This is a genomic window from Stenotrophomonas sp. Steno-Z10-BAI (assembly GCF_056393115.1).
In genome coordinates, this window is record NZ_JBWJOZ010000002.1 from 178,610 (window position 1) to 203,775 (window position 25,166).

The following is a 25,166-nucleotide window of genomic DNA, read 5'->3' on the forward strand; positions in this document are numbered from 1 at the left end:
GGCAGGGCGTTGATTAGATAACGAATGAAGAAGGGGGTATGCAGCTTTACTAATCAATCCGCCGTGGCAGACTGCGCCCATGGCACGCCGCAACCTCAATGATTTGCTCGCCTTCGTCACGGTCGCCCGGGAGGGCAGTTTCACGCGGGCGGCCAGTGTGCTCGGGGTGACTCCCTCGGCACTGAGCCAAGCCCTCAAGGCCCTGGAAGAACGGCTTGAGATACGCCTGCTCACCCGCACCACGCGCAGCGTGTCAGCCACCGCCGCCGGGGAGCGATTGCTGGCGGCGATCGGCAACCGGTTCGATGAGATCGAGGCCGAGCTGGATGCCCTGACCGAGCTGCGCGACAAACCCGCGGGCCTGGTGCGGCTGACCAGTGGCGATTTTCCGTTGAAGACCCTTCTGCTGCCGAGGCTGACGCCGCTGCTGCAGGACTACCCGGACATCGGCATCGAGTTCGATGTCAGCTATGGGCTCCGGGATATCGTTGCCGACCGTTTCGATGCCGGCGTGCGCCTGGGCGAGAGCATCGACAAAGACATGATCGCCGTACCGATCGGCCCGCCGCTGCGGATGGCGGCGGCGGCCTCTCCAGCCTATTTCGCCTCCCGGCCCGTGCCCACGGTGCCGGCCGAACTGACGGCGCACCGCTGCATCAACATGCGGTTCCCGACCCGTGGCGGGCTGTATGCCTGGGAATTCGAACGCCGGGGGCGTGCGGTCAACGTGCGTGTGGATGGACAGCTGACCTTCAACACCTCACCGCACATGGTGCTGGCCGCGCTGGACGGCCTGGGCATCGCCTTCCTGCCGGAAGACGAGTTCGCCCCCCACCTGGCGCAGGGGCGCCTGGTGCGCGTGCTGGAGGACTGGTGCCCGCCGTTCCCGGGCTACCACCTGTATTACCCCAGCCGCCGCCAGCATTCTCCCGCCTTCGCGCTGGTGATCGAGGCGCTGCGCATGCAGCGGTAGCGCATCGCTCAGGCTCCCGCGACCGTACGCAAGCCGGCATGGCCCCCTGTCTTCGGCGGCTTGTATTCGCAGCGTGGATACGCCGAGCAGGACTGGAACGCGCCATACGGCCCGGTGCGCGGCACGATCACACCCACCTTGCAGGCAGGGCAGGCCTGTTCGTGGATCGTTTCACCGGCCATGGATGTCACGCGTACCGCGCCGTCGTTGACCAGTTCGGTCAGGAACGCCGAGCGTTTGCCCTGCACGGTGAACATCGCCACCGAACGGCGCGCGCGCGTCAGCGCGACGTAAAACAACCGGCGTTCCTCACCCAGCGGATACGCATCGCCGTCGGGCATCGCCAGCGCCAGTACGGGGTCATCCGCGCGGGCATTGGGGAAGCGGCGATCCAGCATGCCGGGCAGGATCACGTAGTCCGCCTCCATGCCCTTGGACCGGTGTACGGTGAGGAAGCTCACCTCTATGTGCTGCCCATGGCGTGCCCGCCATGTGGTCGGCAGCATCGCGCGGTCTGCGTTGTAACGGCCGAGTACGAATACCGTGACCTTGCCGTCATGGCCTGGTGGCACCTGACCTGTCAGCAACTGCTGGTGCAACTGGGCCAGATACTGCTCGACCGCGCCGGCCAGCCGGTCGCGCGAGGCCACCTGGAAGGCCTGCAGCACCGCGCCATACGCCGGGGTGAGCGAGTGGACCTGCTTGGGTATCTGCGCTGGATTGCGTGACACGAACGCACTGGAAACATCGCACAGCGCCTGCGGGCAGCGGAACGTCTGTTCAAGCTTGAGCACTTGGCCCGGGCCGAACCAGTCCAGGAAGCCGGTCATCACCGAGACGTCCGCGCCGGCAAACCGGTTGATCGACTGCCAGTCGTCGCCGACCGCGAACAGATGCTTGCCAGGCGCCTGCACCAGCGCGCGGCACAGACGGGCCCGGGCGCGCGAGGCATCCTGGAATTCGTCGGCCATCACCAGATCGAACGGGGCGACATAGCGGCCCTGTTCCAGGTGCTCGGCAGCCTGGTTGAGCATGTCCTCGAAGTCGATGCCGCCCTCGGCGACCAGCGCATCGTCCCAGCCGTCCAGGATCGGAATGACCAGCTCGAGGAACAGGCGGTAACGGTGCTTGAAGTGATCCTCGGGCAGCCGACGCAGCCGCTCCACCATGTCCTGCACGTGCAGGCCGTTGCTCTTGGCGTGGCTGATGAAGGTCCGGACCAGGCCGATCAGGTCGGTATCCGGCATCGGTGTCGCGCCGCCCTCGGGCAGTTCGCGGTCGGGATTCGGGTCGAGTTCGAGACCGCGCTGCGACAGCGCATCGCCCAGCCGCAGGAACAGTTCGCCCGTGCGCAGTTCGTGCGAGGTGGTCTCGATCCGGTCGGTGCCGTGGGAGCGCTGATGGCCAGCTGGAGGCGCCGGCGACTGGCCGTGTCCCTCCGGGGCGAGGTGGTCGTGGTTCAGCGCAATGCCGGGGTAGCAGAAATCCGGCCGGTACTGGCGGTATTCGTCCGTGCCGGCATCGAAGGCGTGCCGCCGGGCATAGGCGTAATCCACGCCGTTGTAGAACAGCCAGTCCGCGATCACGCATTCTTCGATGCTGCGCACGCGCTCGCCCTGAAGCGTACGCACGTAGACCTGCCCATCCTTGTCCCATTCCTCTGCCTCCAGCGGCCCGCCGGCAACGGGCAGATCACGGCCGAACACCAGCCGGAACAGGTCCCACTGGGTACGGAAATGGAGGGAGCGATCCTTGAGCTGGTCGATGATCTCGGCCAGCCGGTGGAAGCCCTGCGTGGCATCCACGGCCCACTCCGGCACCTGCGGCATCCGCCCCGTGGCCTGGGCGATGATGTGCCGGCCCAGCGCGTGGAACGTACGCGCCTCCACCCGGACCTCGCCCAGGCCGAGGCGATGGAACGCGCGATCGGCGCGTGCCTGCAGTTCCGTGGCGGCCTCCTTGTTGAAGGCGAGCATGACGATGCGCTCGGGCGCGACCAGCCCGCGTTCGATCGCGTACGCCGCCTTGGCCACCATCGTCGAGGTCTTGCCCGAACCCGCTGCGGCCACCACCTGGACGCGGTTGTCGAAGCAGATCACCGCGCGGGCCTGCTCATCGGTGAGCGGGCGGCTTTCCACGTGATCCAGCAGCGCACGGCTGGCCATCCGCTCGCGCACCTGATGCGCCTCATTGCGGCGCGCCCACGTCGCTGGCCAGTCGGCCAGCCACCGCATCAAGGTTGCTTCGATCGCAGCGAGATCACCGTCGAGTTGGCTGCGCAGTGCGGCATTGTCGAACACCGCCCACAGCGCCTCTTCCTCGAGTGGCAGGGTGGGGCGCGCCTGCAGCAGCGCCTGCTGTTGCTCGTGGGTCAGCCACAGCGCTTCCTCGTCGGCCCGTTCGGTGGCGGTCTGCACCTGGCCAAGCCAGCGCTGGATCGCGGCGTGGGCCTGCTGGAACAGAGCGACATGGTCGCGCTGGCGCTGTTCACCGCGCAGCTCGGCCAAGGTGGAGGCCAACTGTCGAGCCGCGGCCGTGTTCAAGCCGCCAAGCGTCAGCGGGGCATGCCCGTCGCGGTGCAGGGTAAGCCGTGCCCAGGGCAGGCGCGGGTGCACCTGCAGTGCCTCCAGCGGCGCGGGGCAGGGGCGACCGTCAACGGTCAGGACCAGCTGGTCGTCTTCCAGGCGCAGGTGCCAGTGCGGTGATCGCGTGAGGCGTTGACCCCAGTCGCTCGGGGCCCATTCGTACGTCATCGGTGTATCCAGGTGCGGCCATCGTTGCGGCCGTGGCCGGAACAGCACGGGTGGCGCGGTTTGATCGGATGCCCATGATAGGGGAAATAAAAAAAATCCCTGCCTGGGCAGGGATTCGAATTGGCCGACGGGGCTGGCGGTGCGCTTACTGCTGCAGCACCGGCACGCTGCGCGAGCGGCGGTCCACCAGCATCGCCACGCCCCATAGCAGCAGGCCGCCCAGCGCGGTGGCGGCGCCGACGTAACCGGTCACCGCCGGGCTGAAGCCGGCGCCGATCGCCATGCCGCCGAACCACGGGCCCAGTGCGTTGGCGGTGTTGAACGCCGCGTGGTTGGAGGCGGCCGCCAGCGTCTGCGCTTCGCCGGCCACATCCATCAGGCGGGTCTGCAGTACGGCCGCCAGGGCGCCCATGGTGCCGACGGCGATGATCATCGGGAACACGCTCCACACCGACTGCGCGGCCAGCGGGAAGGCGAGCAGCACCAGGATCGACCACACCAGCACCACCGCCGCAGCGCGGAACTGGAAGCGGTCCACCAGCCAGCCACCAGCCACGTTGCCGATGATCGCGCCGATACCGAAGATGCCCACGGCCAGCGGCATCCACGATTCGGCCAGGCCGGTGACCTGCACCAGGGTCGGGGCGAGGTAAGTGAACACGCAGAACATGCCGGCAAAACCGACCGAGCCGATCGCCAGCGCCAGCCACACCTGGGTGCGGTTGAAGGCGCGCAGTTCGCGCATCGGCGAGGTGCGGACTTCATCCGGATCGGGCAGCAGGAAGCGCGCGATCATCACCACGGTGGCGATCGCCAGCACGCTGACCACCGCGAACGCAGTGCGCCAGCTGAGCTGCTGGCCGAGCCACGTGGTCAATGGGTTGCCGACCAGGATGGCAACGGACAGGCCGAGCAGCACCTTCGATACCGCCGCGCCGCGCTGGGCCGGGGGACTGATCGCTGCGGCCACCAGCATTGCCACCCCGAAGTAAGCACCATGGGGTAGACCAGCGACGAAACGGGCGAGCAGCATCGTGCCGTAGTTGGGGGCCAGCGCGCTGGCCAGGTTGCCGATGGCATAGAACCCCATCAGCGCCAGCAGCAGGTTGCGGCGGGCGAAGCCGGCACCGGCGAAGGCCAGCACCGGTGCGCCGACCACCACGCCGACGGCGTAGGCACTGATCAGATGGCCCACCTGGGTCTCGCTGATGGACAGTCCGCGGCTGATTTCCAGCATCAGCCCCATGCTGGCGAACTCGCTGGTGCCGATGGCGAAGCCGCCCAGCGACAAGGCCAGCAGGATCAGAGTGCGCTCGCGCGGCGAGAGCCGGGCGGCCAGAGGGACGGAGGAGGAGCTCATGCAGGCGGCGGCGTCGATCGGGGAAGCGCGGCATTGTACTGCTGCGGCGCAACATTAATCAGTGGGGCGCATGGAACGCTGGATTCGCACCCTCGCTGGTCACACAGCCGACGCCGCCGTGTAACCCAGGCGGACGCTGCTTATCGCTCCCATTCACGGATACGACGCGACCCTGAACGGTTGCGGTTCGGGCGCGGGTGGCGGAATACGGTCGCCGTGGACGCGGCTGAGAATCTCATTGGTCCGTCGCTGCTCCGCCACGAGCTGCCGCAGCAGGCCCTTGATCCCGAAGATGGCGAACGGAACGAAGATCCACAACAGCCCAAGCAGGCCCCAGAAAATGCTGATCAGCAGCGTGAAGCCCAGACTCGCAGAGCCCATATCGAAACGTCCTTGTCGTTGGAGGGGGCGTCCGTTGGATGATAGCGTCAGCGGTCCGCCTCCGGGCCGGATCGGCAGCCGATCACGGCCGGTCTCGCCCATTCATGCGACAATTTCGCTCCAAAGCCACCCCTTCGATGGCTGCGCGGTGCCGCCAGAGAGGTTGTTGCGATGTCCACCCGTCCGGGCTTTCCCGCCCTCATCGGTTTTGATCTGCCCGGTCCGCAAGCGGGCACGGCGCCGCAGCGCGTGATTGTGACCGCGCTGCTGGATGACACCCCACGCAATGACTGGATGCGCATGCTGCACCGTCTGGCCTGGCCATTGCTGCGGGTGGATCACGGCGTGGAGCAGATCCGCCTGGTCGGGGAGGGTATCCATTTCGTCGGTGCCATTGCCGATGCCAGGGCGTTGTCGGCCGCCGTGCGCGGCCTGTTCAACGAGGTCAACGCGAAGGTGCTCAACCGTCGGCTTGCCGCGCTGGACAACCCGTTGGACGATGATGGTCCCGGCATGGCGCCGGCGGCATCGCTTGCCCATTCCACGGATCCGCGCCTGGATGACGTGGCCGCTTTGATGGCCATGCCGGCGGTGCCGGGCATGCTGGAACTGGCCAGTGCGATGACCGGCATGCGCTTCGTCGCGGTGGCGCGCGTCACTGCAGACCGCTGGACCGCCTGCGCCGTGCATGATCGTCTTGATTTTGGCTTGCGACCCGGCGATGACCTCGTGCTGGAAACCACCATCTGCGATGAGATCCGCGAACATCGCCATCTGGTGCAGTTCGATCAGGCCAGCACCCACCCGGTGTTCTCGAGCCATCCCACGCCGGCGCTGTACGGGTTCGAAAGCTACATTTCGGTGCCGATGTTCCGCCGCGACGGCGGTTTTCACGGCACCCTGTGCGCGCTCGATCCGAATCCCTCCAGGCTCGATGGCGCTACGGTGAAAGCCTTCGAGGTGCTGGCCGGTGTGATCGGCGCGCACCTGGATGTCCCGGAGGCGCAGGGTGAGGCAGGGCAGGCGGTGGTCAGCATGGCCGAGGCGCTGTCGCTGCTGTCGCGCCAGGTCGATGCACTGGATGCCGCGACGCTGCCGGCGCAGTTCCGCGCGGTGACGGCGCGGTTGCGTGAACTAGTGGATGGGCGTGGGGCCGCGTTGAGCTGATCGCACGGTATGGGCGAACCGGTCGCCTTTCAGTCCTTTGCTTCAACCCGCGCGAAACGCGCACGCCACTGCCCCTCCACCTCCACCTGTGCCACGAACATCTCGTACGGGCGCACCCACAAGCCGACCTGCGAATCCAGCGGCCGGTAGAGCACCATCGGCGCCAGCGTTTCGCTATGGCGGACGATACCGATGACCTCGTAGTTGCCGCCTTTGAAATGGCGGTAATGGCCGAGCGGCAGGGTGGGCAGCGGGGTGAGATCGGTCATGGTCTGGCAGCGAGGCAGGCGGGCTGGCCATTATCGCCCGGGCTGCCGATCGCGTCGCGGGGTCTCAGCCGGCATCCGGCAAGGGACCCGCGCGGCAGGCACTGACCAGCTGCAGCACCGCGTCAGGGTGCATGGGGCGCGCGAGGTGATAGCCCTGTGCTTCGTCGCAGCCCCACAGCCGCAGCAGCGAGAGTTCGGCTTCGTTCTCCACGCCTTCGGCCACCGTGCGATACCCGAGCTGCCGCGCGAGCTTGATGATGGCCTCCACTTTCAGCCGCGCGGTGCGTGAGCGCGCCAGCCCGGTGACCAGCGTCTGGTCGATCTTGATGTGGCTGATCGGCACCTCGCTGAGGTAGCCGAAATTGCTGTAGCCGCTGCCGAAGTCGTCAATCGCGATGGGCACGCCTGCCGCCGCCATGTCGCGCAGTTGCGGCAACGCCGCGGGGTGGTGATTGAGCCATTGGCCTTCGGTGATCTCGATCTCGATCAGGCCGGGGGCGAGCCCGTAGGCGTGCAGTCGCTCGGACAGCACGCTCCATACACACTGATCATCGAAGTCGCGCGGGGAAAGATTGATGGAGAGGCTGAAGCCGGGCACGCGCTCCTGCCATTGCGCGGCCTGGGCCAGGGCGTGATCGATGACCCAGCGGCTGATCGCGGGCATCAGCGCGGTGCGCTCGAGCACCGGGATGAATTCGCCGGGGCTGATCGGGCCGAGCATCGGGTGGGTCCAGCGCAGCAGCGCCTCGGCCGATACCGGCAGCCCGTCGAGCAGATCGAAGCGTGGCTGGTACACCAGGCTGAACTGGTGCTGGGCCAGCCCGCGCCCGGCGTCGGAGGCCAAGCGGTAACGCCGGCGCAGGGCATCGTCGCGTTCCTGCGAGTACCAGCACAGGCAGGCATCGGTCTGGATGGCGTGGTGCATGGCGACCAGGCATTTGCGGACCAGATCCGCGGTCTGGCCCGGTACGGGGAGGAAGTCGCATACACCGGCATGGAACTGCGGCGACATCGGAATGCGGCCAGCCATCAGCGGCCGGCGCATGCGGACGCGCAGGCGGTCAAGCAGTGCTTCGGTCTGGTGATGCGAGTGGTCCGGCAGCAGGAAGGCGAAGCGGGTCACCCCCACGTGATAGACCTGTGCGATATCGCGCAGCACGTCCTGCACCCGCAGCGCCGCTTGGCGCAGCAAGGTTTCCACCGGCTTCATGCCCAGCGCCTGGCCGGCCTCGTTGGCACTTTGCAGATCGAATACATCCAGCAGCACGGCGGTGAATGCATGCGCCTGGCCACGGCGGGACAGGGCATTGAGGTCAGCCTGGAACTGCTGCCGATTGGGCAGGCCGCTGATCTGCTCGCGCCGGCCCAGCGACATCTTCAGCTCCATCTGCGCGACCACCACCCGTGACAGCGTCTGCAGCTGCAGCTGTTCTTCGGCCGACAACTGACGGGGCTCACGGCCCATGATGCACAGTGTGCCAAGTGCGATGCCGGCCTTGGTAACCAGCGGGGCGCCGGCGTAGAAGCGCAGCTGCTGCGGGCCGGTCACCAGGGCATTGTCGGCAAAACGCGAATCCAGGCGCAGGTCCGTCACCTGCAGCACGTCGCTGGCGCCCAACGCCCAGGCGCAGATCGATGCGTGCCGTTCGTTGCGGGTGAGCGTCAGCCCGACGCGCGAGATGATGTGCTGGTGCTCGGCATCGAAGATGGACACCAGCGCGATCGGAACGCCGAAGGTAAACGCCGCCAGTTCGGTGATCGGGTCCAGCGCAGTACCCAACGCAGGGTCCATCACGTTGAGCGCTTCGATCAGCGCCATCCGATCTACATCATCACTTCTGTCCAGCATCTACCGCGCCCTGTTCCGACTACACCACGACTATCCCCAGTGGAATGCAGAACCGATGTGAAGCATGAGCGGCGCGGATGAAGCGTTCACGCTGGCGGCATTGCGCTCGCTCAGCAGGGCGCGACCGGTGACTGCAGCAACGTCACCAGCTGGCGAAGACGATACGGTTTGGGCAGGAATTCGACATGCTCGGGCAGCGGCGGCAGCTGCGAGCGGGCGTAACCGGAGGCCAGGATGATGCGCGCATTGGGCAGTACATCGGCCACATGCTCGCTCAACTCAACACCACTCATGCCGTTGGGCATGCTGATATCGCTGAACACCACATCGAACCCGCCCGGGTCCTGCATCAGCCGCAGCGCGGCCGGGCCGTCGTCGGCGGTGTGGATTTCGATACCGAAGTCCTGCAGCGCCTGGCCGATCAGTTCACGCAGGTCCTGCTGGTCTTCGACCATCAATACGCGTAGGGGCTCAGACATGCTCGACTTCCTCAATGACAGGTAACAACAGACGGACGGTGGTCCCGCGTCCGGGGGCGGTTTGTACGTCGACGAAGCCGTCGCACTGGGAAACGAAGCCGAACACCTGGCTCAGCCCCAGTCCGCTGCCTTTGCCGATTTCCTTGGTGGTGAAGAACGGCTCGCTGGCGCGCTCGGCGATGTCCGGGGGCATGCCATTGCCCTGATCGGTCACCGCGATGGCGACATAGTGGCGGCGCATGGGCTGGGACAGATCCGGCGCCAGCCGCTGTTCGACCTCGGCCGTGATCGTGACCGTGCCGCCCTGGGGCATCGCTTCGCCGCTATTGAGCACCAGATTCAACACGGCGCTGTGCAACTGTACGCCATCGGTGACGATCGGGGGCAGATCCGAGGTCAGATCCAGCTGCACCTCGATGCCCGTCGGGCAGGCGCGGCGCAGTACGGGCAGGGCATCGAGCAGGAAGTCCTGCACCACGATCGGCTCGCGCACCAGCGTCTGATCAGCGGAGAAGGCCAAGAGTTGGCGGGTCAGCAGCGAGCCGCGGTCGGCGGCGGCATGGGCCAGGTCCACCAGCTCCTGGGTACGCCCGTCGGCGCCGGGGCGCAGGGCGATCAGATCCAGGGCGTTGCCGATGGTGGTCAGCAGGTTGTTGAATTCATGGGCCAGGCCGCGGGTCAGCCGGCCCACATTGTCCAGTTGGCGCTGCTGCACGTGCGCGCGCTGCGCATCCTGCAGCAGGCGCTGGGCCTGGTAGCGTTCGGTGACATCCTGGGTGACCTTGACGAAACCGAGCAGGCAGCCGTCTTCGCGGACAGGTTCGATCACCTCGCCGGCGCGGAACCGCTCGCCGTTGCAGCGCACCCGCCAGCCTTCACCGACGAAGCGGCCATGGTCCCGCGCGTACGCCAGCGCCTGCTCCGGGACGCCCAGCTGCTGGTCTTCGGGGGTATAGAACAGGCTGACGTGCCTGCCGATGACGGCCTCGGCGGCATAGCCCTTGACCCGTTCGCAGCCACGGTTCCAGCTGCAGATACTGCCCTGCGTATCGAGCAGATAGATCGCGTGATCGCTCACGTTGTCGATCAACAGCTTCAGCTGCCGGCTTTCGTCGGCGAGCGGTGCAACGCTGGATACGGCCTGGACCACGACGGTTATCGACTCCCCCGATAAGGGACCGAACCGTAGGGGCGTCCATGTGAAGAAAGTGTCAAGAACGTGCGTCAAACACGCTGACTTCTGGCGCTTAACACCCGTTTACCGCTTCGGGTACCATCAGGCCCCTTTTGAGCTGGAACACGGTATGAATTCTGCGCCTACCGCCCGTGACCGTTGGATCTGGCTGGCGTCGGCCGCCTTGATGGCCGCCACGCTGGGCACGGAGATGGTGGTGCCGCTGGGCTACGCGGTCTGGTTGACCTACTTCATGGCGGTCGGCATCACGCTGTTCCAGCGCCGGATGGAAGTGCCTCTGCTGGTGGCGATCGGGTCCTGCATCCTGCTTGCGGTGGGCTACAACGTGGCCCCGTCCAGCAGCAACTCGGCGTTCTCCTTCGTCAACCGCAGCATCGGCGGCGTTGCTTTCCTGATGATGGCGCTGACCGTGATGAAGGCCATCAGTGCGCGCCGTGAAGCGGCCGATGCGCTGTGGCTGCAGGCCGGCGAAAACGTGGTGGGCACCAGCCTGCAGGGCGATCCCACCCCGCGTGAACTGGCCGATGCGGCCATGCGCGCGCTGTGCGCGCAGCTCAATGCCGATGTCGGCGCCATGTATCGCCTGCAGGGCGAGCGGCTGGTGCTGGTCGGTGGTGCCGCGCTGCCTTCGCAGCTCCCGGAGACGCTGCCGGCGCATACCGGGCAATGGGGCGAGATCATCCGCGAAGGCCGCGCGCGCCGGCTGGAGGACAGTGACAGCCCGCTGGATATCGATACCCTCCTGGGCCGCACTACCGTGCACCAGCGCCTGCTGGGGCCGATCACCGCCGATGGCGTGGTGATCGGCGTGATCGAGCTGGGCCGGGCAGGTGTCTCGCCTGCGCGTGGCCTGGAGATGGCGCTGCTGCTGCAGTGCGCCGAGCCGATCGGCATCGCGCTGCGCGCGGCGCTGCTCAATGCGCAGCTGGTGGAACTGCTGGAGGAAACCCAGCGCCAGAGCGAAGAGCTGCAGACCCAGCAGGAAGAACTGCGCGTGGCCAATGAGGAGCTGGAAGAGCAGAGCCGCAGCCTGCTGCATTCCCAGGCCAACCTGGAGCAGCAGCAGGCCGAGCTGGAACAGACCAATGTGCAGCTCGAAGAGCGCACCCATGAGCTGGAGTCGCGCCAGCAGGCCCTGCTGCTGGCCCAGGCGCAGCTGGTCCAGAACAGCGCCGAACTGGAGGCCAGTTCGCGCTACAAATCCGAATTCCTGGCCAACATGTCCCACGAGCTGCGCACCCCGCTCAACAGCTCGCTGATCCTGGCCAAGCTGCTGGCCGACAACAAGGACGGCACGCTGACCGCCGAGCAGGTCAAGTACGCCCAGGCGATCCATTCCTCCAACAACGACCTGCTGGCGCTGATCAACGACATTCTGGACCTGTCGCGGATCGAGGCTGGCCATGTCGAGCTGGTCGAAGAAAACCTCGCGGTGTCCAGCGTATTGCAGCGCCTGAAGGAAACCTTCGAGCCGATGGCCGTGCAGAAGGGCCTGAGCCTGGAGATCAGCGCCGCGCCGGATGCGCCGGCCCAATTGCTGGCCGACAGCCAGCGCCTGCAGCAGATCCTGAAGAATCTGCTGGCCAATGCGGTCAAGTTCACCGAACACGGCAGCGTGTCGTTGAAGGTGCGCAGTGCCGGGGCAGGGCGGATCCAGTTCGCCGTGTCCGATACCGGCATCGGCATTCCCGACGAACAGACCGCGGTCATCTTCGAAGCCTTCCGCCAGGCCGATGGCAGCACCCGCCGCCGTTATGGGGGCACCGGGCTGGGACTGTCGATCTCGCGCGATCTGGCTGCCCGGATGGGCGGCAGCATCGCTGTCTCCAGCGAGCCGGGCCGGGGCAGTTGCTTCACGCTGGAGCTGCCGCTGCTGGCCGGTGGCGGTACCGGCAGCGCCCACAACGTCGTGCACGACGTACGTCCCGCCGCCGTGGCAGCACCGGCCGTGCCTGCCGCTGCTTCGCTGGGCCGTGCCCACGCCGAATCCACCCCCGCACCCGCACCCGCGGCCAAGGTGATGGATGACCGGGGCCGCCGCAGCCGCGCGGGCCGCATGATCCTGGTGGTCGAGGACGATACGGCGTTCGCCAGCGCGCTGGTCTCGATGGCGCATGAACTGGACTTTGATTGCGTGGTCGCCGGCACCGCCGAGGAAGCGCTGAGTCTGGCTGCCGAGTTGCGCCCCAACGGCATCCTGCTCGATATCGGCCTGCCCGATGTCTCCGGGCTGAGCGTGCTGGAGCGCCTCAAGCGCGACCCGGCCACGCGCCACATCCCGGTGCACGTGGTGTCCGGGCTGGAACGTTCGCAGGTGGCGATGGAGCTGGGTGCGATCGGCTATGTCATCAAGCCGGCCACGCGCGAGCGCCTGCTCGGCGCGATCCAGCAGCTGGAGGCCACCAGTCAGCGCGACATGCGCCGCCTGCTGATCGTCGAGGACGACAGCGAGCTGCGCTCCAACCTGCAACTGCTGCTCGGCCGTGACCAGCTGGAAATCACGGCGGTCGGCACCATCACCGAAGCGATGGCCGAACTGGCCGGCTCCACCTTCGATTGCATGGTCACCGACCTGGCGCTGCCTGACGGCACCGGTTATGACCTGCTCGAACGCATGGCCGGCAATGACGCCGTCGCGTTCCCGCCGGTGATCGTCTATACCGGCCGCGCGCTGACCCGCGATGAAGAGCAGCGCCTGCGCCGCTATTCCAAGAGCATCATCATCAAGGGCGCGCGCTCGCCCGAGCGCCTGCTCGATGAGGTGACCCTGTTCCTGCACAGTGTCGAGGCCTCGCTGCCGACCGACCAGCAGCGCCTGCTGCGCGAGGCCCGCCGCCGCGATGCGGTGCTGGATGGCCGCACCGTGCTGCTGGCCGAGGACGACGTGCGCAACATCTTCGCGCTGTCCAGCGTGCTCGAGCCGCTGGGCGTGACCCTGGATATCGCCCGCAACGGCCGCGAGGCGCTGGAGAAGCTGCGCCCCGAGATCGACCTGGTGCTGATGGACATCATGATGCCGGAGATGGACGGGCTGACCGCCATGCGCGAGATCCGCGCCGACAACCGCTGGCGCGACCTGCCGATCATCGCGCTGACCGCCAAGGCGATGCCGGACGACCGCGAGCACTGCCTGCAGGCCGGTGCCAATGACTACATCGCCAAGCCGATCGACGTGGACAAGCTGGTCTCGCTGTGCCGGGTGTGGTGCTCGCGCCGATGAATGAAACGGAGCTGTTCGACCTGGAGTTGAAGCTGTTGCTGGAGGCGGTCTACCAGCGCTACCACTACGACTTCCGTGACTATGCGCTGGCATCGCTGCGGCGGCGCATGCGGCATGCCATGGCACGCTTCGACTGCCCGACCATGGGGGCGCTGCAGCACCGGCTGCTGCACGAGCCGGAGACCTTCGCCCAGGCGATGCAGTACTTCACCGTGCAGGTCTCGGAGATGTTCCGCGACCCGCCGTATTTCCGGGTGCTGCGTGAGCATGCCGTGCCAGTGCTGCGCACCTATCCGTCGATCAAGCTGTGGATCGCCGGGTGCAGTACCGGCGAAGAGGTGTGGTCGCTGGCGATCCTGCTGCATGAGGAAGGCCTGCTGGACCGCGCGATCATCTACGCCACCGACATCAACCCCGAAGCACTGCAGGCGGCCGAATCCGGGGCGTTCGCGCTGGACCGGCTGGCGCAGTTCAGCCGCAACTATCTGGCCGCCGGCGGCACCGGCTCGCTCTCGGATTACTACAGCAGCGGCTACGGCAGCGTGGTGTTCGATCGCCGCCTGAAGCGCAACATCGTGTTCGCCGACCATAGTCTGGCCACCGATACCGTGTTCTCCGAAGTCCACCTGGTGTCCTGCCGCAACGTGCTGATCTATTTCCAGCGGCCCCTGCAGGACCGTGCCATCGGCCTGTTCCATGAGGCGCTGGTCCATCGCGGCTTCCTCGGGCTGGGCAGCAAGGAATCGCTGCAGTTCGGCGCGCATGCCGACCTGTTCGAGGCCTGCGCGCGCGACCAGCGCCTGTATCGGAAGCTGGCCTGATGAGCGGCGCGTCGCAACGCAGCCGGTTCGATCTGGTGGTCATCGGCGCGTCGGCCGGCGGGGTCAGCGCGCTGCAGGCGCTGCTGTCATCGCTGCCGACCACACTGGCGCTGCCCGTGCTGGTGGTGCTGCATCTGCCACGTGATCGGCCGAGCCACATTGCCGGCCTGCTCGACGCCGGCTGCCCGCTGCCGGTGCGCGAGGCCGAGGACAAGCAGCCCCTGCAGCCGGGTATGGTCACCTTCGCGCCGCCGGACTACCATCTGCTGGTCGAGGACCGTGCCACGCTGGCGCTGTCGGTAGACCCGCCGGTGCTGTTCTCGCGTCCGGCCATCGATCCGCTGTTTGAAAGCGCCGCCGATGTGTTCGGCGATGGCGTGCTGGCGATCCTGCTGACCGGCGCCAGCGCGGATGGCAGTGATGGCGTCGCCGCTGTCCGCCAGGCCGGCGGCGAAGCCTGGATCCAATGCCCTGAGGAGGCATATTCCTCGATGATGCCCGCATCCGCCCTGGCGCACGCCGGTGCCGATGCCGTGCTCCCGCTTACCTCCATCTGCACGCGTATGAAAGGTCTTACCCGATGAACCTGATCGAACCCGCCGGGTCGACTGCCACCACCGATTGCGTGAAGCTGCTGATTGTCGATGACATCCCGCAGAACCTGGTCGCGATGGAGGCGCTGCTGCGCCGCCCCGGCCTGGAGATCCTGTGCGCGCTGTCCGGCGCCGAGGCGCTCGAGCTGCTGCTGGAGCATGAGGTCGCGCTCGCGCTGCTGGATGTGCACATGCCGGAGATCGACGGGTTCTCGTTGGCCGAGCTGATGCGTGGCTCGCAGCGCAGTCGCGATGTACCCATCATCTTCCTGACCGCCTCACCGAACGACCCCGTGCGTGCCTTCAAGGGCTACGAATCCGGCGCCGTGGATTTCCTGCACAAGCCGATCGAGCCGCAGGTGATCATGAGCAAGGTCAATGTGTTCATCGAGCTCTACCAGCAGAAGCAGCTGCTGAAGACGCGCAACGAGGCGCTGGAGCATGCGCTCAAGCTCAACGAGACGATGATGGCCGTGTTGACGCACGATCTGCGCACGCCGCTGGCATCGATCCTGCTGTGCGCCGATAAGTTGTCGCTGGACCTGCCCGACGATGGCGCGGTGCAGCGCACGCTTGGCCACCTTGAGAACAGTGCGCAGCGGATGGCGCGGATGGTGGATCAGCTGCTGGATTTCTCGAAGATCCGCACCGGTGGCCTGCGCCTGCACAGCACCGAATGCGATCTGGCGGACGTGGCCGCATCGGTCGTGGCCGAGATCGGGCGTGCGCATCCGCAGGCGACCATCGAGCTGCAGGTCCAGGGTGATGCCCACCTGCAGGGCGATCCAGATCGCCTGGCGCAGCTGTTGTCCAACCTGATCGGCAACGCGGTGCTGCATGGTGGTGATGCACCGGTGGTGGTGCGCCTGGAGGGCGAGCGCAGCGCGCCGCTGCGGTTGCAGGTGCGCAATGCCGGGCAGATTCCCGAGGCGTTGCTGCCGCGGTTGTTCGAACCGTTCAAGGCCAGTTTCCACGATAGCCGCGGGCTGGGGCTGGGCCTGTTCATCGCCAGCGAGTTCGCGCGTGCGCATGGCGGCACACTGGTGGCGCAGAATCGCGAAGGCACCGTGCTGTTTGAGACTGCGCTTCAGCGTCGACCACGCTGACGCCGGTAGAACCATCCCGGCATGGCGCCGGGATGGTCGTGGTGCTTACAGCGGCTCGCAGCACAGATACAGGCCGTGGCCGCCGTAGGTGCAGCCGGGCTGATCTTCGCAGCCCGCCAGTGGCGTGGGCTGGCTGGAGGTCGCCAGCGCCTGGCCGGAGGCAAAAGCCAGTGCGCAGATCAGCGTCATGCCACCGAAGGCCGACAACAGTTTCCTGGACATCATGGTCACTCTCTCCTTGCAAGGATGATGCGGGCGGAGCGTGTGGCTGCAGCTGGGGTGTTACACCGGCTGGCAGCAACGGATCTCGCTGTGCCCGCCATAGGTGCAGCCGGGCTTGTAGGGGCAACCTTCCAGCTGTTTGGGCTGGCTGGAGGTTGCCACCGCCTGGCTCGAAGCAAATGCCAAGGCGCAGACAACAGCGATACCGCCAAAGACCGAGACGACTTTCTTGGACTTCATGGTGTTTCTCCTGTTGTGGATCATGCGGATGCAACGGGTGGTGCGCGATGCGGTTTACCGAGCCGGTGGATCCGTCAGCGGGCAGCACGTGCCGTCCGGATTGGCGCCATAGTCGCAGTGCGGTGCCGCCTTGCAGCCGGACAACGCGGCGGGCGTGGCAGCGGTGGCGAAGGCCTGGGCCGAAGCAAAGGCGAGCATGCCGGCGACGGCGAGGCCGCCAAGCAGGGACAGCGTGTGTTTCGACGTCATCGTTCAACTCCTCGGATGGGAAGGAAAATCGACGAACTGTCGATCCGCTCCATGAGCCGGTGCGGACAGACCTTGGGTACGCCGCCGGGAGCGGCGTCAGAGGGACTCAGCCTGCCGGGACGGGCACCGCACTGCGCGCAGCGTTCACCACGAAGGCGCCGGTGATGGCATTGACCGAGCTGTCCTTGAGTTGGCCGACGTGGCGATAGATCACCTTGCCGTCCTGGATCACCACTACCATCGGCACCATGGTCGCGGTGTAGCGCTGCCGGATCCGGTCATCGGTATCGTTCACTACGGGAAACGCAAAGCCATGCTGGCGCGCGTAGTCCGCAGCGCTTTCATGGGGCGGCAGGCTGACGCCGAGCATCTCGAAGGCGCGGTTCCCGTTGTTCCGTCCGGCGGCGTCCAGCGCCTGGATCTGCGGCACGGAGGCCAGGCAGAACTTGCAGGCGGGAGAGAAGAAATACAGGACCTGGCGGCCGCTGGCCGGGCCGGCGAGGGTGACCGCCTGGCCGTCCAATGCGGTGCTCTGGAGTGCTTCAGGCTGGGCGCCTTCCGGAAGGCCGTGAGCGGCCTTGGAGATCTGTTCGACCTTGCTCACCAGCACGGCCTGCTGCTGGCGGAGCTGCCGGTTCTGCACGGCCAGCGCCGTCATCAGCGCGGCCAACACGATGATCAGAGCGAGGCTGCCGTACTTCCGTAGCGCGGATGCGTCCATGCTGCTCCTTGGCCTTCGGCCGGGTCCATGGCTGAGTAGGTGGGGTATATATCCGGCACCAAAAATCATTTGTCAAACAAAAGATCCTGTGAATGAGACGTCGGTTTGATTCTGCTCTCCATCTATCGCTGGCCGGGGCGCCCCGGCCGCCCCAGGCCGGCCCGGATCAGTCGCAAACCCCCGTGAGGTAAACTGTGCGGGCGCCGCAGCCCTTCGCCACCGGCCTATTGCTGGAGCCACCATGCCGTCCTCGACCCGTAAAGCCACCTCGCCCCTGATCGATGCCCAGGTGCATGTCGAGGGCTTCGTGCAGGTGCGTGAGGCGCGCCGGTCCGAGCTGGTCGAGGATTACGTGGAGCTGATCGCGGACCTGATCGCCGATGGCCGCGAAGCCCGCCAGGTGGATATCGCCACCCGGCTCGGGGTTGCGCAGCCCACGGTGGCCAAGGCGCTCAAGCGGCTGGTCAAGGAGGGTTGGGCGATCCAGCGGCCATATCGCGGCGTGTTCCTGACCCCGGCCGGCGAGCAGCTGGCGGTGGAGATGCGCGCCCGCCACCAGACGGTGGAGCAGTTCCTGCTGGCACTGGGCGTGGACGCCGATTCGGCGCGCCGCGACGCGGAAGGGATCGAGCACCACGTCAGCGAGGCCACCCTGGCCGCATTCGAGGCCTACGTGCGCACGGCCAACGGCCATGGTTGAGCGCCTCGCCCCGCCACCACCACTGGGCGTGCCGGTGCACGACCAGGATGAGCATTGGATGCGCCACGCGTTGGGCCTGGCGGAGCGTGCCGAGCGTGAATTCAATGAAATTCCGGTCGGCGCGGTGCTGGTCGGTGCCGATGGCACCGTGCTCGGCGAAGGCTGGAACCTCAACATCGCCGACCATGACCCCAGCGCGCATGCCGAGATCGTGGCGATGCGGCAGGCGGGCAGGGCGATCACCAACCACCGGCTGATCGGCAGCACGCTGTACGTCACCCTGGAGCCGTGTGCGATGTGTGCCATGGCCATCGTGCACGCACGCGTGGCGCGGCTGGTGTATGCCGCCACAGACCCCAAGACCGGTGCCTGCGGCAGCGTGTTCGACCTGATCGGCGATCCGCGCCACAACCACCGCGTGGAGATCCACGGTGGCGTGCTCGCCAAGGACGCCAGCACCCGGCTGACCAACTACTTCCGCGCCAAGCGCGGCAAGCCGCCGCTGCTGCTGGAATAAGGCCTCCACAGCGACAGGGTCGTGACGGGTTGGCGGTATCATGGGCGCCTTATCCATTTCCGGTCGCGGCGCAAGCGGCGGCCCAGCACAAGGCGAACACATGGCGGACAACGGCGCAGAAGGCGAGCGACTGATCTGGATCGATCTGGAAATGACCGGTCTGGACACCGGCAACGATGCGATCATCGAGATCGCCACCGTGGTGACCGATGCGCAGTTGAAGGTGCTGGCCGAAGGCCCGGAATTCGCGATCCATCATCCGCTCGAGCGGCTGGAGGCGATGGACGAGTGGAACCGTAACCAGCATCGTCGTTCCGGCCTGTGGCAGCGCGTGGTCGAGAGCACCGTCACGCTTGGGCAGGCCGAAGCGCAGACGATCGCCTTCCTGCAGCAGTGGATCAAGGCGGGCGCCTCGCCGATGTGCGGCAACTCGATCTGCCAGGACCGTCGCTTCCTGCACCGTGAAATGCCGCGTCTGGAAAAGTACTTCCATTACCGGAACCTGGACGTTTCCACGATCAAGGAACTGGCCAGGCGCTGGGCCCCGGGCGTGGCCGCCGGCGTGGGCAAGACCGCCAGCCATACCGCGCTGAGCGATGTGCATGATTCCATCGAAGAGTTGCGCCATTACCGTCAGTTCATGGGCGCGCTGTCGGGCCTGCCGGCCTGACCCGAATGCCGGGCGTCGCCCGGCAAGGCGGCCTGTACGCAGGCGTTCAGCCACTGGCAGGCGAGGCAACGAGCGGTATACATCGGCGGCGCTATGATCGCGGCCATGAACGCCATGACCTCGCCACAACCGCCGCCGTTGGAGTCCTCGATCCTGCCCACCTCGCAGGACTGGCGCGACCTGCAGCGTGCGGTGGACCTGCTGGAATCGCCCACGCTGACCGCCAAGATGGCCAACCTGATCGGTTCGCCGCTGGAGTTCGCGGTCAAACGCCTGCCGGATTCGGTGTCCCGCCGCATCCACGGCGCGGTCGAAGCGGCGCTGTTCAAATCCGCCCAGGCGGCGTTGTGGACGATGGACAATACGCCGGGCAAAGCGGCGTCCACCCGCTGGCACAAGCTGGCCGCGGCCACCTCCGGTGCGGTCGGCGGCGCCTTCGGTTTCACCACGCTGTTCATCGAACTGCCGGTGTCCACCACGATCATGATGCGCTCGGTAGCTGACGTGGCACGCAGCGAAGGCTTCGACCTGCGCGAGATGAGCACCCGGCATGCCTGCCTGGAGGTGTTTGCGCTCGGTGGCAACTCCGGCAAGGACGATGCCAGCGAGACCGGCTACTACATCACGCGTGGCTTCACTGCCGAGGTGATGCGTCACCTGTCGGCCGAGTTGGCCGGCCGCGCGGTCGGCGGCAGCCCGGTGATGATCGGGCTGACCCCGAAGGAAGCCGGCAAGTGGCTGGCCAAGCTCGTGGAGAAGGTCGCCGCGCGTTTCGGCGTGGTGGTCACCGAGAAGTTCGCCGCGCAGGCGGTGCCGATCGTGGGGGCGGTGGCCGGCGCGACGCTCAACACCATGTTCACCGACTACTACCAGGACGTGGCACGCGGCCATTTCATCGTGCGCCGCCTGGAGCGAACCTACGGGTATGAGACCGTGCGGGCGGCCTACTCGATGCTGGCGGCCGAGCGCAGCTGAGCGATCGTTGCACTGGCGGCACAACTGTTTTGCCGCCGCAGCTCTGTTGACCGGTCTGCACTGTCCCCATCCTTGTCGGCATCACCGCTGCGGCGGCTCTCCCGATCAAGGATTTCCCATGCTGTTCTCCCCCTATACCCGCGGCGCCCTGGCGCTGCCCAACCGTATCGTGATGCCGCCGATGACCCGCTCGCGGGCCGGGGAGGGCAACGTGGCGACGCCGCTGATGGCCGAGTACTACGCCCAGCGGGCCTCGGCCGGCCTGATCGTCAGCGAAGGCACCCAGATCAGCCAGCAGGGCCAGGGCTACGCTTGGACACCGGGCATCCACGACGAGGCCCAGGTGGCCGGCTGGCGCGGCGTCACCGATGCCGTGCACGCTGCCGGTGGGCGCATCGTCGCCCAGCTCTGGCACGTCGGCCGCGTTTCGCATGTGGCCCTGCAGCCGGGCGGTGCCGCCCCGGTGTCCTCGTCAGCGCTGCTGGCCGAGGGCGTCAAGGTGTTCGTCGATCCCGAGGGCCGTGGCCCGCTGAGCGGCGTCGGCGAGATGGTGCAGCACTCGATGCCGCGGGCACTGGCCATCGACGAGATCGCCGGGATCGTGCGCGACTACGCGGCCGCCGCGCGCAATGCGATCGCGGCGGGGTTCGATGGCATCGAGCTGCACGGTGCGAATGGCTATCTGATCAACCAGTTCATCGATTCCCAGGCCAACCAGCGCACCGATGCCTACGGTGGCTCGCTGCAGAACCGCCTGCGCTTCCTGCGCGAGGTGGCCGAAGCGGTGGCCGAGGAGATCGGTGCCGAGCGCGTCGGCGTGCGTCTGGCGCCGCTGACTACGCTGCAGGGCGCGGTGGACGACACGCCGCAGGCGACCTACCTGGCCGCTGCGCATCTGCTCGATGCGATCGGGGTGGGCTACCTGCACATCGCCGAAGCCGACTGGGAAGACGCCCCGGTGATGCCGGTGGCCTTCAAGGAAGCGCTGCGCATGATCTACCGCGGCACGCTGATCTACGCCGGCAAGTACACGGTGGAACGTGCGGAAGAGGCCCTGGCGAAGGGCTGGGCCGACCTGATCGCCTTCGGCCGTCCGTTCATCGCCAACCCGGACCTGCCGGAGCGGCTGCAGCAGGGCCTGCCGTTGAACCCGTCGGACAAAGCGACGTTCTTCGGGGGTGGGGCGAAAGGGTTCACCGATTACCCGGCGGCCGTGGTGGCCGAGCCCGCTGAAGCCTGACGGTAGTGCCACGCTGAACAACAAAACCCCGCCTGAGCGGGGTTCTGCTGTTCATCACATTGCCAAAAGGATCACCCCTTGGCTTTGAGCTTGGCCAGACGCAGCCAGGTATCCACCACGGTATCCGGGTTCAGCGATACCGACTCGATGCCTTCCTGCATCAGCCATTCGGCCAGGTCCGGGTGATCGGACGGGCCCTGGCCGCAGATGCCGACGTACTTGCCCTTGGCGCGCGCGGACTTGATCGCCATCGACAGCAGCTTCTTCACCGCCGGGTTCCGCTCGTCGAACAGGTGCGCGACGATCGAGGAATCGCGGTCCAGGCCCAGGGTCAGCTGGGTCAGGTCGTTGGAGCCGATCGAGAAGCCGTCGAAGATCTCCAGGAACTCATCGGCGAGCAGTGCGTTGGACGGCACTTCGCACATCATGATGATCTTCAGGCCGTTTTCGCCCTGCTTGAGGCCGTTCTGTTCGAGCACTTCGACGACCTTGCGGCCTTCTTCCAGAGTGCGCACGAACGGGATCATGACCCACAGGTTGTCCAGGCCCATCTCGTTGCGCACGCGCAGCACGGCCTGGCATTCCAGGGCGAAGGCGGCCGAGAAGCTCGGATCGACGTAACGGCTGGCGCCGCGGAAGCCGATCATCGGGTTCTCTTCGTGCGGCTCGTAGTTCGTACCGCCGATCAGGTTGGCGTACTCGTTGGACTTGAAGTCCGACAGGCGCACGATCACCGGGTTCGGGGCGACCGAGGCGGTCAACGTGGCGATGCCTTCGGCCAGACGACCGACGTAGAAGCTGACCGGATCCGCGTAACCGGCGATCTTCTCGTCGATCTTCTTCTTGGTCGCCGCGTCCTGGCGGTCGTACTCCAGCAGCGCGTTGGGGTGGATGCCGATGTGGCTGGCGATGATCATTTCCAGACGGGCCAGGCCGATGCCGGCGTTCGGCAGCTGGCCGAAATCGAAGGCACGTTCCGGGTTGGCCACGTTCATCATGATCTTCAGCGGCGCCGGCGGCATGTTGCCCAGGTCCGTGGTGGTGCGCTCGAACTCCAGGATGCCGTCGTAGATGAAGCCGGTGTCACCCTCGGCGCAGCTGACGGTCACTTGCTGGCCGTCCTGGATCAGCTGGGTCGCATTGCCCGAGCCGACCACGGCCGGCACGCCCAGCTCACGCGCGATGATCGCCGCGTGGCAGGTACGGCCGCCACGGTTGGTCACGATGGCCGAGGCGCGCTTCATCACCGGCTCCCAATCGGGATCGGTCATGTCGGCGATCAGCACGTCGCCGGGCTGCACGCGGGCCATGTCGTCCAGGGTGCGCACCACGCGGGCGGTACCGGCACCGATCTTGGCACCCACGGCGCGGCCTTCGGCCAGCACCTTGCCGTCCTTCTGATTCAGTGCGAAACGTTCGATCTGGGTGGCATGGCCACGCGACTTCACGGTCTCCGGACGCGCCTGCACGATGAACAGCTTGCCGCTGACACCGTCCTTGGCCCACTCGATATCCATCGGGCGGCCGTAATGCTTTTCGATCACCAGCGCCTGCTTGGACAGTTCCTGCACGTCCTCGTCGCTGATGGAGAAGGTGTTGCGCAGCTCGGCCGGGGTGTCTTCGATGCGCACGCGCTCACCGGCGACATCCGAATACACCATGCGGATCGCCTTGCTGCCGAGCGAGCGGCGCAGGATCGCCGGCTTGCCCGCGCTCAGCGTGGGCTTGTAGACGTAGAACTCGTCCGGGTTGACCGCACCCTGCACGACCATTTCGCCCAGGCCGAACGAGGAGGTGACGAACACCACGTCGCGGAAGCCGGACTCGGTGTCCAGGGTGAACAGCACGCCGGAGGACCCCACGCCCGAGCGCACCATCAGCTGCACGCCGGCCGACAGGAACACGTCCTCGTGCTTGAAGCCGTGGTGGACGCGGTAGGCAATCGCGCGGTCGTTGTACAGCGAGGCGAACACTTCCTTGACCTTGAGCACGACATCGTCGGCGCCGGTCACGTTGAGGAAGGTCTCCTGCTGGCCGGCGAAGGACGCATCGGGCAGATCTTCGGCGGTGGCCGAAGAGCGCACCGCAACGGCCACGTCACCGCCGCCGTTTTCGCTGCAGAGCTTGGCATAGGCAGTGCGGATGTCCTGGTCCAGTGCCGGATGCAGCGGGGCATCGATCACCCAGCCGCGGATCTCCTTGCCGGCCACGGTCAGGGCACCGACATCTTCCACGTCCAGCGTGGCCAGCTTGTCGAAGATGCGCTTGGACAGATCGTTGTGGGCGATGAAGTCCTTGAAGGCTTCAGAGGTGGTTGCGTAACCGCCGGGGACAGACACCCCCAGACCGGCAAGATTGCCGATCATTTCGCCAAGCGACGAATTCTTGCCGCCTACGCGGGCCAGGTCGGCCAGGCGCAGTTCGTGCAACCACAGGATGTTCTCGTTCAAGCGCGATGCTCCGTTTGGCCATCGCCCGAGGCGGGCTGGATGGCCACGTCCGTAGGAAGAAGCCGATATGATGCCGGGCAGACCGCTGTCGGCACAAGCTTGTATCGACGGCCTTTTTAAGCTTCGGAGGGGGTAAAAGCCGTATGTCGACGATCCGTCCGGTGTTCTACGTGTCCGATGGAACCGGTATCACCGCTGAAACCATTGGGCATAGCCTCCTGACCCAGTTCTCCGGGTTCAGCTTCATCACCGACCGGATGTCGTTCATCGATGATCCGGAAAAAGCGCGGGAAGCCTGTGAAAGGATCCGTGCAGCGGGTGAGCGATACCAGGTTCGGCCCATTGTGGTCAGTTCCTGCGTGGACAGCGGGCTGAGCATCATCCTGGCCGAAAGTGGCGGGTTGATGCTGGACGTGTTCGCCCCCTTCATCGAGCCGCTGGAGCGCGAACTGGCGGTCAACCGCCACTCCCGGGTCGGCCAGGCCCACGGCATGGTCGACTTCGAGACCTACCACCGCCGCATCAACGCGATGAACTTCGCGCTGACCCATGACGATGGCATCGCCATCAATTACGACGATGCCGACGTGATCCTGGTCGCCGTGTCCCGGGCTGGCAAGACCCCGACCTGCATCTACCTGGCCCTGCATTACGGGGTCCGCGCGGCCAATTACCCGCTGACGGATGAGGATCTGGAGCAGGACCGCCTGCCGCCGCGCCTGCGCCCGTACCGCAAAAAGCTGTTTGGTCTGACCATCGACCCGGACCGCCTGCAACAGATCCGTCAGGAGCGCCGCCCGAACTCGCGCTACGCGAATCTGGAGACCTGCCGCCGCGAGGTCGCCGCCGCCGAGACCATGTTCCGGATGGAGCGGATCCCGACGTTGAGCACCACCCATACCTCGATCGAGGAAATCTCGAGCAAGGTGCTGGGCACGCTGGGGCTGCAGCGCGAGATGTACTGATCCGGCGCGCCCCCTTGAACAACAAGGGGGCTCTTCCTTCGTCCGGGGCCG

Annotated in this window: 24 protein-coding genes; 12 read left to right on the plus strand and 12 right to left on the minus strand. The window is 66.5% G+C overall.

The annotated features are described in order from the left end of the window. Positions 1–79: 79 nt before the first annotated feature. A complete protein-coding gene (locus tag AC06E9_RS05685; RefSeq protein WP_478055661.1) occupies positions 80–973 on the plus strand; it encodes a LysR family transcriptional regulator in 894 nt (297 codons plus the stop codon). Positions 974–981: 8 nt separating this feature from the next. Here AC06E9_RS05685 and AC06E9_RS05690 read toward each other — a convergent pair whose 3' ends face one another. The 3 genes from AC06E9_RS05690 to AC06E9_RS05700 form a co-directional block, all read right to left on the minus strand. Next, positions 982–3,726, minus strand: coding sequence for a UvrD-helicase domain-containing protein (locus AC06E9_RS05690; RefSeq protein ID WP_478055662.1), 2,745 nt, complete (start codon positions 3,724–3,726; stop codon positions 982–984). A 145-nt stretch (positions 3,727–3,871) separates the two neighbouring features. Next, positions 3,872–5,086 (minus strand): MFS transporter, encoded by a 1,215-nt coding sequence (locus AC06E9_RS05695; RefSeq protein ID WP_121037395.1) that lies wholly within the window; start codon positions 5,084–5,086, stop codon positions 3,872–3,874. A gap of 153 nt (positions 5,087–5,239) precedes the next feature. After that, positions 5,240–5,467: a hypothetical protein gene (locus AC06E9_RS05700; protein ID WP_478055663.1), complete on the minus strand. Its 228-nt coding sequence runs from the start codon at positions 5,465–5,467 to the stop codon at positions 5,240–5,242. Between the two features lie 171 nt (positions 5,468–5,638). On the opposite strand from AC06E9_RS05700, the gene AC06E9_RS05705 reads away from it, so the two are divergent. Further along, positions 5,639–6,634, plus strand: a complete 996-nt coding sequence (locus AC06E9_RS05705) for a GAF domain-containing protein (protein WP_226956574.1) — start codon at positions 5,639–5,641, stop codon at positions 6,632–6,634. A 29-nt stretch (positions 6,635–6,663) separates the two neighbouring features. On the opposite strand, the gene AC06E9_RS05710 is transcribed toward AC06E9_RS05705, so the two are convergent. The 4 genes from AC06E9_RS05710 to AC06E9_RS05725 all read right to left on the minus strand — a co-directional run bounded on the left by AC06E9_RS05710 (position 6,664) and on the right by AC06E9_RS05725 (position 10,381). Beyond that, positions 6,664–6,903 carry a DUF1653 domain-containing protein gene (locus AC06E9_RS05710; protein ID WP_152151218.1) on the minus strand — a complete coding sequence of 80 codons (240 nt, stop codon included), beginning with the start codon at positions 6,901–6,903 and terminating at the stop codon, positions 6,664–6,666. Between the two features lie 64 nt (positions 6,904–6,967). Beyond that, complete coding sequence (locus AC06E9_RS05715) at positions 6,968–8,722, minus strand: putative bifunctional diguanylate cyclase/phosphodiesterase (RefSeq protein ID WP_478055664.1); 1,755 nt, start codon at positions 8,720–8,722, stop codon at positions 6,968–6,970. Positions 8,723–8,862: 140 nt separating this feature from the next. After that, a complete protein-coding gene (locus AC06E9_RS05720) occupies positions 8,863–9,231 on the minus strand; it encodes a response regulator (RefSeq protein WP_121037386.1) in 369 nt (122 codons plus the stop codon). Further along, entirely contained in the window at positions 9,224–10,381 is a 1,158-nt protein-coding gene (locus tag AC06E9_RS05725) for a two-component system sensor histidine kinase NtrB (protein ID WP_282257507.1), read from the minus strand. Before AC06E9_RS05725 ends, AC06E9_RS05720 begins: the two co-directional genes overlap by 8 nt. Positions 10,382–10,535: 154 nt before the next feature. Here AC06E9_RS05725 and AC06E9_RS05730 point away from each other — a divergent pair, with 154 nt between their 5' ends. From AC06E9_RS05730 to AC06E9_RS05745, 4 genes are read left to right on the plus strand one after another with little or no spacing between them, the layout of a single operon-like run. Beyond that, complete coding sequence (locus AC06E9_RS05730; RefSeq protein WP_121037380.1) at positions 10,536–13,646, plus strand: response regulator; 3,111 nt, start codon at positions 10,536–10,538, stop codon at positions 13,644–13,646. After that, positions 13,619–14,467, plus strand: coding sequence for a CheR family methyltransferase (locus AC06E9_RS05735; protein ID WP_183073658.1), 849 nt, complete (start codon positions 13,619–13,621; stop codon positions 14,465–14,467). Before AC06E9_RS05730 ends, AC06E9_RS05735 begins: the two co-directional genes overlap by 28 nt. Next, complete coding sequence (locus tag AC06E9_RS05740; protein ID WP_478055665.1) at positions 14,467–15,051, plus strand: chemotaxis protein CheB; 585 nt, start codon at positions 14,467–14,469, stop codon at positions 15,049–15,051. Before AC06E9_RS05735 ends, AC06E9_RS05740 begins: the two co-directional genes overlap by 1 nt. Beyond that, positions 15,048–16,166 carry a hybrid sensor histidine kinase/response regulator gene (locus AC06E9_RS05745; RefSeq protein WP_121037374.1) on the plus strand — a complete coding sequence of 373 codons (1,119 nt, stop codon included), beginning with the start codon at positions 15,048–15,050 and terminating at the stop codon, positions 16,164–16,166. The genes AC06E9_RS05740 and AC06E9_RS05745 overlap by 4 nt, the downstream gene beginning before the upstream one ends. A 45-nt stretch (positions 16,167–16,211) precedes the next feature. Here the strand turns inward: AC06E9_RS05745 and AC06E9_RS05750 are convergent, their stop codons facing one another. From AC06E9_RS05750 to AC06E9_RS05765, 4 genes are all read right to left on the minus strand, one after another. Then, positions 16,212–16,388: a hypothetical protein gene (locus tag AC06E9_RS05750; protein WP_478055666.1), complete on the minus strand. Its 177-nt coding sequence runs from the start codon at positions 16,386–16,388 to the stop codon at positions 16,212–16,214. A gap of 60 nt (positions 16,389–16,448) precedes the next feature. Continuing rightward, positions 16,449–16,628 carry a hypothetical protein gene (locus tag AC06E9_RS05755; RefSeq protein ID WP_121037368.1) on the minus strand — a complete coding sequence of 60 codons (180 nt, stop codon included), beginning with the start codon at positions 16,626–16,628 and terminating at the stop codon, positions 16,449–16,451. 54 nt (positions 16,629–16,682) lie between these two features. Then, positions 16,683–16,877, minus strand: a complete 195-nt coding sequence (locus AC06E9_RS05760; RefSeq protein ID WP_121037365.1) for a hypothetical protein — start codon at positions 16,875–16,877, stop codon at positions 16,683–16,685. A 106-nt stretch (positions 16,878–16,983) separates the two neighbouring features. Beyond that, positions 16,984–17,598 (minus strand): peroxiredoxin family protein, encoded by a 615-nt coding sequence (locus AC06E9_RS05765; protein WP_478055667.1) that lies wholly within the window; start codon positions 17,596–17,598, stop codon positions 16,984–16,986. A 241-nt stretch (positions 17,599–17,839) separates the two neighbouring features. Between AC06E9_RS05765 and mntR the strand changes: the two genes are divergently transcribed. The 5 genes from mntR to AC06E9_RS05790 all read left to right on the plus strand — a co-directional run bounded on the left by mntR (position 17,840) and on the right by AC06E9_RS05790 (position 21,700). Continuing rightward, positions 17,840–18,298, plus strand: coding sequence for a manganese-binding transcriptional regulator MntR (gene mntR, locus AC06E9_RS05770; RefSeq protein WP_121037359.1), 459 nt, complete (start codon positions 17,840–17,842; stop codon positions 18,296–18,298). Then, a complete protein-coding gene (gene tadA, locus AC06E9_RS05775; protein ID WP_088435395.1) occupies positions 18,291–18,815 on the plus strand; it encodes a tRNA adenosine(34) deaminase TadA in 525 nt (174 codons plus the stop codon). The genes mntR and tadA overlap by 8 nt, the downstream gene beginning before the upstream one ends. 100 nt (positions 18,816–18,915) lie before the next feature. Further along, positions 18,916–19,485, plus strand: coding sequence for an oligoribonuclease (orn, locus tag AC06E9_RS05780; protein ID WP_478055668.1), 570 nt, complete (start codon positions 18,916–18,918; stop codon positions 19,483–19,485). A 114-nt stretch (positions 19,486–19,599) separates the two neighbouring features. Next, positions 19,600–20,460, plus strand: coding sequence for an EcsC family protein (locus AC06E9_RS05785; RefSeq protein WP_121041096.1), 861 nt, complete (start codon positions 19,600–19,602; stop codon positions 20,458–20,460). Positions 20,461–20,578: 118 nt separating this feature from the next. Next, positions 20,579–21,700, plus strand: coding sequence for an alkene reductase (locus AC06E9_RS05790; protein ID WP_478055669.1), 1,122 nt, complete (start codon positions 20,579–20,581; stop codon positions 21,698–21,700). Positions 21,701–21,771: 71 nt separating this feature from the next. Here AC06E9_RS05790 and ppsA read toward each other — a convergent pair whose 3' ends face one another. Beyond that, positions 21,772–24,150 (minus strand): phosphoenolpyruvate synthase, encoded by a 2,379-nt coding sequence (gene ppsA, locus AC06E9_RS05795; RefSeq protein WP_478055670.1) that lies wholly within the window; start codon positions 24,148–24,150, stop codon positions 21,772–21,774. Positions 24,151–24,293: 143 nt separating this feature from the next. Between ppsA and ppsR the strand changes: the two genes are divergently transcribed. Beyond that, on the plus strand, positions 24,294–25,115 hold the full coding sequence (ppsR, locus tag AC06E9_RS05800; protein WP_019184148.1) for a posphoenolpyruvate synthetase regulatory kinase/phosphorylase PpsR: 822 nt from the start codon (positions 24,294–24,296) through the stop codon (positions 25,113–25,115). Positions 25,116–25,166 lie beyond the last annotated feature (51 nt).